Here is a 7,427-nt window from a genome sequence, read left to right as displayed (position 1 = left end):
CAGGGAGCCGAGGGGCGCGACGAAAACGGCGTCTTCGCCGATGGACGCCACCATCTCGGCGTGCGAGATCTCGAAGAGCACAGAAACGATCATAAAGGAGAAGACAGCCCGTGACCTGGCCGGATGATGTGGTGGAGCCCAGGGGACTCGAACCCCTAACCCCTGCCTTGCAAAGGCAGTGCTCTGCCAGTTGAGCTAGGGCCCCGGAAGGCGGGCGACGCCGCCGGTGCTGACCGTGTCGGTGCGCTCAGCGCAGGTCGGGCGCGGTGGTGGCCTCGTGCCACAGGGCGCGCTCGTCGTTGGAATCCTTGACCTTCTTGGCGACCACGGCAGCCACCCCGACGATGCCCGCCAGGATCAGAAGCTTCTTGAACATTGGGGCTACCCCTCGCGCTCGACTGCCCGTCGGACGATGTGCGGTGGGGCTAGCTGGAATCGAACCAGCGACCTCAGAGTTATCAGCTCTGCGCTCTAACCGACTGAGCTATAGCCCCGCGTAGCGACGAGCAACATTAACCCATCCGCCCGCCCGCCCCCAAATCGGGGGTGACCCGGGCATGCGGCGTCGCCGTCGTCCCCTGAACCTACCGGAGGCCGGGCCGCCGGCCCAGGTGATTTCGGCGGCATGCGCCGGCTCCCGGGCCCCGCTGGCAGGGCGGGAAAGCACGAAGGCCGGGGCGCCGCGCGATCGGCGGGCCCCGGCCTCCGAGGTGGTTCAGTCGCGCTCGGCGAGGGTCAGCTCGATACCGCCGACCAGGTCGGCGCAGACGTTGTAGACGAACGCCCCGAGCGTGGCCAGCGCCGTGAACAGCACGACGTTGACCAGGCCGATCAGCGCCGAGCTGAGGATCACGCCCTTGGCGGTGATCTGGAAGCCGCTGGTGCTCTGGCCGCCGCCCGCGCTGACCAGGTCGGTCAGGCTGTCGTTGACGCTGCTGAACACGCCCATCGCGTCGAGGGCCAGGTAGAGCACCGACGTGGCCACGACCACGACGATGAAGAGCACCACCGAGACTGCGAAGGCGAACTTCATCACGGACCAGGGGTCGATCCGCTTGAGGTTCAGCCGGGCCCGGCGCGGTCCGCGCGACGCGGCCGAGCTGACCGACGTACGCGCGGCGCGTACCGCCTCGCCCACGCGCGCGGCCCCGACGGCGGCCGCGCCGCTGACGCCCGGCGGCAGGCCGCCCCCGTTGGCGGGGCGCCCGGCGCCGGTCGGCCGGCCGCCGTCCGGCTGCGGCTTGGCGGTGCCGGTGATCCGGGGCTGGGTGCCGGTGGCTCCCGTGACCCGGGGCTGGGTGCCCGTGTTCCCCGTGACCCGCGGCTGCGTGCCGGTGGCACCGGTCGACTGGCCGGCGCCCGCCTTGAGCGGCTGTGTCGTCGTCGGCTTGGCGGCGGTGGCCGTGGCGGCGGGAGCCGGCTTGTCGGCCGCCACCGTCTCCGTCCTGTCCGCCTCCTCCGCGTCCTCGGAGGGCTTGTCCGGCGGCGGTGTCATGCCGGGAGCCCGGGTGAATTTCGGGGCAGGCGCGTCGGCGGGGACCGTCGCCCGGCCCACGGCCGCGCGGCCGGTCGCTGGTGTGCCGCTCTTGGCGGCCTCCTCGTCGACCGGGTTGGCCGAGGTCCCCGTGTTCCCCGACTTCGCCTGTGTCTCCGTCATTCAACTAGTCCTGTTCGTCAGGCTCGTCGGCATTGCGAGCAATCGCCACGATAGTCACGCCGTCCGGAAGGTCCATCAGCTTGACCCCCATTGTGTTCCGGTCACGCGTACGGCGTACAGGCTTCACCGGAGTCCGAATGACACCACCGTTGCTGGTGATCGCGAACAGCTCGTCGTCCGGGTCGATCACCACCGCGCCGACCAGACCACCACGTCGCTCGGTGATCTTCGCAGTCAGCACGCCCTTACCTCCCCGGCCCTGGACCGGGTATTCCTCGATCGGGGTACGTTTCGCGTATCCCCCGTTCGTGGCCACCAGGACGTCCTTGCCCTCGCGGACGACCTCCATCGCCAGCAGGACGTCGTCCTCGCTGAACCGCATCCCGATCACGCCCGACGTGGCCCGGCCCATCGGGCGCAGCGCCTCGTCGCTCGCGTTGAACCGGATCGCCTGCGCGTTCTTGGAGACCAGCAGCAGGTCCTCCTCGGGGGCGACGAGCGCCGCCCCGACCAGCTCGTCCTCGTCGCGCAGGTTGATCGCGATGATGCCGCCCGATCGGGGGGAGTCGAACTCCTCAAGCCGAGTCTTCTTCACCAGGCCGTTCTTCGTGGCGAGTACCAGGTAGGGAGCCACCTGGTAGTGCGGGATCTCGATGATCTGCGCGATCTGCTCGTCGGGCTGGAACGCGAGCAGGTTCGCCACGTGCTGGCCCTTGGCCACCCTACTGGCCTCGGGCAGCTCGTACGCCTTGGCCCGGTAGACCCGGCCCTTGTTGGTGAAGAACAGGACCCAGTCGTGGGTCGAGCAGACGAAGAAGTGGCTGACGATGTCGTCCTGCCGCAGGCTGGCGCCGCTGACGCCCTTGCCGCCGCGGCGCTGGGAGCGGTAGAGGTCGACCTTGGTCCGCTTCGCGTAGCCGGTGCGGGTGATCGTGACGACCACGTCCTCGCGGGCGATCAGGTCCTCCATGGAGACCTCGCCCTCGAACGGCACGATCTTCGTCCGCCGGTCGTCGCCCCACTTCGCGACGATCTCGCCGAGCTCCTCGGAGACGATCTTCCGCTGCCGCTCGGGCTTGGCGAGGATGTCCTTGAGGTCGGCGATCTCGATCTCGAGCTTGGCCAGGTCGTCGAGGATCCGCTGCCGCTCCAGCGCGGCCAGCCGGCGCAGCTGCATGTCCAGGATCGCGGTCGCCTGGATCTCGTCGATCTCCAGCAGCCGGATCAGGCCCTGCCGGGCGTCGTCGACCGTGGGCGAGCGCCGGATCAGGGCGATCACCTCGTCGAGGGCGTCCAGCGCCTTGGACAGACCGCGCAGGATGTGCGCCCGCTCCTCGGCCTTGCGCAGCCGGAACGCCGTACGCCGACGGATCACCTCGACCTGGTGCTCGACGTAGTAGCGGATGAACTGGGCCAGGTTGAGCGTGCGCGGCACCCCGTCGACCAGCGCCAGCATGTTGGCGCCGAAGGTCTCCTGGAGCTGGGTGTGCTTGTAGAGGTTGTTGAGCACCACCTTGGCGACCGCGTCGCGCTTGAGCACGAGCACGATCCGCATGCCGGTGCGTCCCGAGGACTCGTCGCGGATGTCGGCGATGCCGGCGAGCTTGCCCTCCTTGATCAGCTCGGCGATCCGCTCGGCCAGGTTGTCCGGGTTGACCTGGTAGGGCAGCTCGCTGACGACCAGGCAGGGGCGCCCCCGCTTGTCCTCCTCGACCTCCACCACCGCGCGCATCCGGATCGACCCGCGCCCGGTGCGGTACGCGTCCTGGATCGCCTGGGTGCCCACGATCAGGCCGTGGGTCGGGAAGTCGGGACCCTTGACGATCTCCAGCAGCGCGTCGAGGGTCTCGGCCTCGTCGGCCTCCGGGTGCTCCAGGCACCACTGCACCGCCGCGCCGATCTCGCGCAGGTTGTGCGGCGGGATCTTGGTGGCCATGCCGACCGCGATGCCCTCGGACCCGTTGACCAGGAGGTTGGGGATCCGCGACGGCAGGATGGTGGGCTCCTTGGCCCGGCCGTCGTAGTTGTCCTGCAGGTCGACGGTGTCCTCGTCGATGTCCCGCAGCATCTCCATCGCCAGCGGGTCGAGCTTGCACTCCGTGTACCGCATCGCGGCGGCGGGATCGTTGCCCGGCGAGCCGAAGTTGCCGTTGCCGTCGACGAGCGGGTAGCGCAGCGACCAGGGCTGCGCCATCCGGACGAGCGCGTCGTAGATCGCGGAGTCGCCGTGCGGGTGGAACTGGCCCATCACGTCGCCGACCACGCGGGAGCACTTCACGTAGCCGCGGTCCGGCCGGTAGCCGGAGTCGAACATGGCGTAGAGGATCTTGCGGTGGACCGGCTTGAGCCCGTCCCGGACGTCCGGCAGCGCCCGCCCGACGATGACGCTCATCGCGTAGTCGAGGTAGGAGCGCTGCATCTCCACCTCGAGCCCGACCGGTTCGATGCGGTCGTGGGCGACGACGGCGGCGACGGTCTCGGGGACCTCGGGCTCGCTCGGTGTGGACTCGGGGGTATCGGTCACTGTTAACCCTTATCAGACTCAGAGTCGTTTTCGTGCTGTGGATAACGGCTGTGGAAACCGGCCATGCTGTGGATAACTCTGTGGACGGGCGGGCCGGCCGGTGGATGACCGGTCGACCCGCCGAGCCCCGTCAGATGTCCAGGAACCGGACGTCCTTGGCGTTGCGCTGGATGAACGAGCGGCGAGCCTCGACGTCCTCACCCATCAGCACGCTGAACAACTCGTCGGCGGTCGCCGCGTCGTCGAGCGTGACCTGACGCAGCGTACGCGTCGCCGGGTTCATCGTGGTCTCCCACAGCTCGGGGTAGTTCATCTCGCCGAGACCCTTGAACCGCTGGATGTCGTCCGGCTTCGCGTTCGGCTTCTTCTGCTGGCGCAGCGCGATCAGCCCGTCCCGCTCCCGGTCCGAGTACGCGTACTGCGCGTCGTCGCCCTTCTTGTTCCACTTGATCTTGTAGAGCGGCGGGGCGGCCAGGTAGACGTGCCCCAGCTCGACCAGCGGGCGCATGAAGCGGAAGAGCAGGGTGAGCAGCAGCGTCTGGATGTGCTGGCCGTCGACGTCGGCGTCGGCCATCAGCACGATCTTGTGGTAGCGCAGCTTCTCGATGTCGAAGTCGTCGTGGATGCCGGTGCCGAGCGCCGTGATCAGCGCCTGGACCTCCGCGTTCTTGAGCACCCGGTCGATCCGGGCCTTCTCCACGTTGAGGATCTTGCCGCGGATCGGCAGGATCGCCTGGACCCGGGGATCACGGCCCTGCTTGGCCGAGCCGCCGGCCGAGTCGCCCTCGACGATGAAGACCTCCGACTCGCGCGGGTCGGTGGACTGGCAGTCGGCCAGCTTGCCCGGCATCGAGCCGGACTCCAGCAGCGACTTGCGGCGGGCCAGCTTGCGGGCCTGCTGGGCGGCGATGCGGGCGCGGGCCGCCTGGGACGCCTTCTGGATGATGATCTTCGCCTCGGCCGGGTTGCGGTCGAACCAGTCGACCAGCCACTCGTTGCAGACCCGCTGCACGAAGCTCTTCACCGGGGTGTTGCCCAGCTTGGTCTTGGTCTGGCCCTCGAACTGCGGGTTCGCCAGCTTGACCGAGATAATCGCGGCCAGGCCCTCCCGGATGTCCTCACCGGAGAGCTTCTCGTCGCCCTTGAGCAGCTTCTTCTCGGTGCCGTACCGGTTGACCACGCTGGTCAGCGCGGCCCGGAAGCCCTCCTCGTGGGTGCCGCCCTCGTGGGTGTTGATCGTGTTGGCGAAGGTGTAGACCGACTCGCCGTACGACTCGTTCCACTGCATGGCGATCTCGACAGACATGCCCTCCTCCTCGGAGCCGAACTCGACCACCGTCTTGTGGATCGGGTTCTTCGAGGCGTTGAGGTGCCGGACGAAGTCGGCGATGCCGCCCCTGTAGCAGAAGGTGACCTCGCGCGGCTTGCCCTCCTCCTCCTCCGGGACCCGCTCGTCGAGCAGGTGGATGGTGACGCCCCGGTTGAGGAAGGCCATCTCCTGGAGCCGCCGGTAGATGGTCTGGAAGTCGAAGTCGACCGTCTCGAAGACGTCGGGGTCGGGCCAGAAGGAGACCGCCGAGCCCGTCCGGTCGGTCGACTCGCCCTTCTCCAGCGGGGTCGGCTTGGAGTTCTGGTACTGCTGGCGCCAGACGAAGCCGTCCTTGTGGATCACCACGGCCATCCGGGTGGACAGGGCGTTCACCACGGAGACGCCGACGCCGTGCAGGCCGCCGGAGACCGCGTACGCCTTGCCGTCGAACTTGCCGCCCGCGTGCAGCACGGTCAGCGCCACCTCGACACCCGGCTTCTTCAGCTTCGGGTGCAGGTCGACCGGGAAGCCTCGGCCGTTGTCGGTGACCCGGACCCCGCCGTCGGCGAGCAGCACCACGTCGATGGTGTCGCAGTGGCCGGCCAGCGCCTCGTCCACCGCGTTGTCGACGACCTCCCACACCAGGTGGTGCAGACCGCGCTCACCGGTCGACCCGATGTACATACCGGGGCGCTTCCGGACCGCCTCCAGCCCCTCGAGGACGGTGATCGACCCGGCGCCGTACTCCTGCTTGTCCTGCGCTGCCACCCTCGGCCACTTTCTCGCACCGTCCGCGCCTGCTGGCGCGTCGGGCGCGGGTTCGGCGGACAGGACGCGACGTCGACGCGCGGACCGGCACCGGGGACAATCCGGGGTACGGGTCGAACGCGCCGGTCGCCGCGGTTGCCCGCGGATCGCGATCGGCTCGACCCGACGTGGACAATGATCGCGGGCCCCGCACCGGGCCCGTGTCTCGTCGCTCCGCACCGGGTCTTCGTCTCGGGGTCAATCTTACTGTGCGGCAGCGACAGAACCACCACTCGGCACCCCTGCGAGGCGTCTCAGACCGACGTAGCCGGCCGAACCGCGCCGCCCGCGACTCCCCCTACACGCCAGGGCCCGATCGAGGGCGCGGCCGGCCGACGATCGGTGCCGGCGGTCGGGTCGCGGACACCCGCCCCGCCGCGCGGGCGGCCCGGCCTTGATCTTTTCCGGCCGGAACCGGACGATCGACCCGATCGAACCGACACTCGTTAAGAGGTGACACCAGATGGGGCTGGACAACGTCGCGGTGCAGTGGCCGCGGACCGGCCGCTTCTACGACCCGGTCGCGCCGGCCGAGTTCGTCGACTTCGGCGACATCGTCGACATGCCGCGCATCTCCGCGCCGACCGCGGCGCTCGCCGAGCTGATCGCCAAGACCGGGACGGTCCGGGCGACCGCGTACACCGAGCTGGTGGACCTGCTGCTCGGGCTCGAAGGTGTGCTCTACGCCACGGACGCCGCCGCCGAGGACGAGGACCCGGTGATCGACCCGGACGGCTGCGCCTGGATCGCCGGCGGCATCGAACGGTTCGTGGCCGGCCACCGCCCGCACGGCGAGGCGGTGACGTTCGACTCGGTGAGCCAGGTGCTGCGGTCGCTGCTCGCCGACGGGCGGCTGGCCGAGCAGCAGCTGCGCTGGCTCGACAGCCGGCTGGACGCGCTGCGCGACGAGAGCGGGGCGCCGCCGCAGTGGAGCTTCACCTGCGCCGAACTGAGCGTGCTGGCCGCCTTCTACCGGCGCTGCGCCGACCGCGGCTTCGCCGTCTACGCCGACGCCTGACCCGACTCGTCGAGCCGGCCCGGGGCGGGGCCTAGAAGGCGGGGCCCTCCGCCCCCGAAAGGAACAGGGGCGGGTAGGGGAAAAGGTTTGTAAAAAAAGTGTATAAAAAAGG

Annotated in this window: 5 protein-coding genes and 2 tRNA genes; 1 reads left to right on the top strand and 6 read right to left on the bottom strand. The window is 69.4% G+C overall.

Going from position 1 to position 7,427, the window contains the following annotated elements; all coding sequences use genetic code 11:
• Window positions 1-129: 129 nt before the first annotated feature.
• From ACWENR_RS28485 to gyrB, 6 genes are all read right to left on the bottom strand, one after another.
• Window positions 130-205, bottom strand: a tRNA-Ala gene (locus tag ACWENR_RS28485).
• 42 nt (window positions 206-247) lie between these two features.
• Window positions 248-376: a DLW-39 family protein gene (locus tag ACWENR_RS28480; RefSeq protein WP_452280035.1), complete on the bottom strand. Its 129-nt coding sequence runs from the start codon at window positions 374-376 to the stop codon at window positions 248-250.
• Between the two features lie 44 nt (window positions 377-420).
• Window positions 421-494 (bottom strand) — tRNA-Ile (locus tag ACWENR_RS28475).
• A 221-nt stretch (window positions 495-715) separates the two neighbouring features.
• A complete protein-coding gene (locus ACWENR_RS28470) occupies window positions 716-1,657 on the bottom strand; it encodes a DUF3566 domain-containing protein (RefSeq protein WP_452280034.1) in 942 nt (313 codons plus the stop codon).
• Between the two features lie 4 nt (window positions 1,658-1,661).
• Window positions 1,662-4,181 (bottom strand): DNA gyrase subunit A, encoded by a 2,520-nt coding sequence (gene gyrA / locus ACWENR_RS28465; RefSeq protein ID WP_452280033.1) that lies wholly within the window; start codon window positions 4,179-4,181, stop codon window positions 1,662-1,664.
• A 130-nt stretch (window positions 4,182-4,311) separates the two neighbouring features.
• Window positions 4,312-6,258, bottom strand: coding sequence for a DNA topoisomerase (ATP-hydrolyzing) subunit B (gene gyrB, locus ACWENR_RS28460; RefSeq protein WP_452280032.1), 1,947 nt, complete (start codon window positions 6,256-6,258; stop codon window positions 4,312-4,314).
• 502 nt (window positions 6,259-6,760) lie between these two features.
• Between gyrB and ACWENR_RS28455 the strand changes: the two genes are divergently transcribed.
• Window positions 6,761-7,315, top strand: coding sequence for a hypothetical protein (locus tag ACWENR_RS28455; protein WP_091100468.1), 555 nt, complete (start codon window positions 6,761-6,763; stop codon window positions 7,313-7,315).
• Window positions 7,316-7,427 lie beyond the last annotated feature (112 nt).

The sequence above is a fragment of the Micromonospora sp. NPDC004336 genome, assembly GCF_053602615.1.
Note: the sequence above shows the minus strand (reverse complement) of the source record. Positions and strands in the feature narration are given on the sequence as shown.

Bases quoted from the DNA above. Each gene is read 5' to 3' on its own strand.
- ACWENR_RS28480 (WP_452280035.1), bottom strand. From the start codon at position 376: ATGTTCAAGAAGCTTCTGATCCTGGCGGGCATCGTCGGGGTGGCTGCC.
- ACWENR_RS28470 (WP_452280034.1), bottom strand. From the start codon at position 1,657: ATGACGGAGACACAGGCGAAGTCGGGGAACACGGGGACCTCGGCCAAC.
- ACWENR_RS28455 (WP_091100468.1), top strand. From the start codon at position 6,761: ATGGGGCTGGACAACGTCGCGGTGCAGTGGCCGCGGACCGGCCGCTTC.